Below are 2,410 nucleotides of genomic sequence, written 5' to 3' on the forward strand. Positions count from 1 at the left end.
GCCCCGAAGACGATCCTGCAGCAAATCCTGAAACCACCCCCGGCCAGCATTGCGGCGTTGCATCCGGAACCGATGGATCCGGTTCTCGATGCGGCCTGTCGGGCGATGATCGAACAGGCGGAGGCCTGGGCGCGCGGCGATGCGGCCGCAGCGGCGCAGGCGGTCGAGGCGATGCGGACACCGCAGCCTCGCCACCAGCGCACCAGACTCCCCCGGATCGAGCCCGCGGCGTTTCATCAGATGCTCACCACGCTCAACCAGCGGATCGAGACGATCGCGAAGGGGGGCAGATGAGCCTGTTCGTCGAGCCCGGTGCCGGCCCCGCACCGATCGTCCGCTTCATCGAGGCCGCGCGTCGGCCGGTCGATATCGAAGTCTATTATCTCGCGAGCAGGGCGGTGCTCGGGGCGATCGCGGCGGAGCATGCGCGCGGGATTCCGGTGCGCGTGATCATCGACGGCAAGCCCTACCGGATGTCGCACCGTCTCGTCGCCCGGGAAATCGCGCGGCTGCGCGCGAGCGGTGCCGAGGTCCGGACCGCACCGGCGCGGTTCGAAGGGGGTTATCGGTTCGATCATGCCAAATACGCAGTGTCTGGCGGCAGGGCGCTGATCGGGACCGCGAACTGGGATGACAGCGCCTTCCATCGCAACCGGGAATACATTTGCACGAGCGGCGATCCCCGTCTCGTCCAGGCGCTGCATCGCGTGTTCATGGCGGACTGGACCGATCGCCGAGCCGGTTCGATGGTGCGGGGTCTGTCGCACCGTCTCGTGCTCTCGCCGGGTGCCGAACCGAAACTCGCGGCGATCATCGGCCAGGCGGGTCCGGTCGATATCGAGGCCGAGGAACTGGGGGATGACCCGGCGCTTCTCCATGCGATCGCGCGCAAAGCCTCGCTTGCGCGGGTGCTGCTGCCCGCGAAACTGTCATCGACCGATCGGGCCGATGTGCGCCTGCTCCGTCGCGCAGGGGTACAGGTGCGGCTGCTGGCGGTCCGGCCGGTTTATCTTCATGCGAAAATGATCGTCGGCGACAGTTACGGCTTCATCGGGTCGGAGAATGTCTCCCGATCGAGCCTCGATGACAACCGCGAGGTCGGCGTGGTGATGACCGCACCCGCCCATCTCGCAACCTTGCGCGGGACATTTCGTACGGATTGGAGACGTGCCAATGTGGACCGCTGATTCGACCGGACCAGGGGAGGAGAGACATGCATTATCTGGTCGTGCTGGTGCTGCACGCGATCGTCTATGGCGTCGTGTTTCACCTGTTGCGATATCTGACCGGACCGGAACTGGCCGGTCTTGCCGTGGTGGCCCTCGGCGGCCTGTTGCTATTCCGCCGAAGGCCCCTGCTGCGCCGGCGTTATCAAAGTCAGCGCTGGTAGGTCGCCATGGTCAAGCATCTGTTGTATGGCCCCCGGCGCACGGCCCGGATCGAGACCTACCTCAGCCTTCACCCGAACGATCGCCTGATCGAATATCTGGGCAAGAATTACGATTCGATCGAGCGGACCATCGCCAGGACCGAGAGCATGGAATTCATCCTGGGGGTGATACGCCAGAATCGTATCCGCGATCGGGACGGCAAAGAAGTCACGCTGGAGGCGCTCGAAAACGCCTGGCAGACCATGAACACGGCAATCCTCCGCGGGTTCGGCAGGCAGAACCCGTCTCCGGGTTTCCCCGATTTGCGGGAACCGGTTCCCCGCTGGCGGGAACGACCGCGTTACAAATGGCCTGTGGTGCCCAAAGGGAATCGTCGTCGTGACGGGGCAGCCGCAAGCCAGCCAACCGGAGAGGCCGGGCGTCCCGCTGAAGGAGCCGGGGAGACCGGATCGGATACTGGCGAACCCGATCCCGATCTCGCACCCGAACGCGGAGACGGCGAACCGACGGACTGATCGTTCGGCGCCTGCGGACAGCGGCGATCGCGCGGGATCCGCGCTGTCGCGCATTCTCGATGAGCATTACGAGGAGATCGCCGCACAGCGCGGCCGGGGTGATTCCTGGCAGCCGGTTCTCGACTGGCTGACCGCAAATGGCATCACCGATACCCGGGGCAGGCCGGTCTCACCGATACTGCTCGCCGCCACCTGGGCGCGGGTTGGCAAGGTCCGGGCCGCGCGGGGGCTCGGCCGCTCTCGGGTGTCTCTCACGCGCCATTCCACAACAGAGGAGAATTCCGCCATGTCCTCGAGTCCGACACCGCGACGTGTGGCGTTTACCGAGGCGTTCTCACAGGCTCTCGAAGACACCGATCGCCATTCACCGCTCTACCGCTTCATGGTGGAACACCACGATGCGATTGCCGAGAAGCGATCGCGCTACGGCAGTTGGGACAAGTTTCTCGAACTGGTTAACGAAGCGGGCATCAGGGACGGGCAGGACCGTCCGGTGACGGTTCG

At 65.3% G+C, this 2,410-nt stretch carries 4 protein-coding genes and 1 pseudogene; all 5 read left to right on the plus strand.

The genetic code is table 11. The features are described from left to right. On the plus strand, positions 1 to 294 hold a 294-nt coding region (locus tag ACP5E6_RS15045), incomplete at its 5' end, for a hypothetical protein (protein ID WP_427955320.1). Continuing rightward, positions 291 to 1,187, plus strand: coding sequence for a phospholipase D-like domain-containing protein (locus ACP5E6_RS15050; RefSeq protein WP_427955322.1), 897 nt, complete (start codon positions 291 to 293; stop codon positions 1,185 to 1,187). The genes ACP5E6_RS15045 and ACP5E6_RS15050, both read left to right, overlap by 4 nt. Positions 1,188 to 1,213: 26 nt before the next feature. Further along, a complete protein-coding gene (locus tag ACP5E6_RS15055) occupies positions 1,214 to 1,390 on the plus strand; it encodes a hypothetical protein (RefSeq protein ID WP_427955325.1) in 177 nt (58 codons plus the stop codon). A 6-nt stretch (positions 1,391 to 1,396) separates the two neighbouring features. Next, the gene (locus ACP5E6_RS15060) at positions 1,397 to 1,906 is read left to right on the plus strand and encodes a hypothetical protein (RefSeq protein WP_427955328.1); all 510 of its coding nucleotides are present in this window, start codon (positions 1,397 to 1,399) and stop codon (positions 1,904 to 1,906) included. A 286-nt stretch (positions 1,907 to 2,192) separates the two neighbouring features. Next, a pseudogene (locus ACP5E6_RS15065) lies at positions 2,193 to 2,410 on the plus strand (hypothetical protein); the annotation flags it as partial.

The organism is Acidiphilium sp. (genome assembly GCF_049977125.1).
Classification (GTDB): domain Bacteria; phylum Pseudomonadota; class Alphaproteobacteria; order Acetobacterales; family Acetobacteraceae; genus Acidiphilium.

Bases quoted from the DNA above. Each gene is read 5' to 3' on its own strand.
- ACP5E6_RS15060 (WP_427955328.1), top strand. From the start codon at position 1,397: ATGGTCAAGCATCTGTTGTATGGCCCCCGGCGCACGGCCCGGATCGAG.
- ACP5E6_RS15055 (WP_427955325.1), top strand. From the start codon at position 1,214: ATGCATTATCTGGTCGTGCTGGTGCTGCACGCGATCGTCTATGGCGTC.
- ACP5E6_RS15050 (WP_427955322.1), top strand. From the start codon at position 291: ATGAGCCTGTTCGTCGAGCCCGGTGCCGGCCCCGCACCGATCGTCCGC.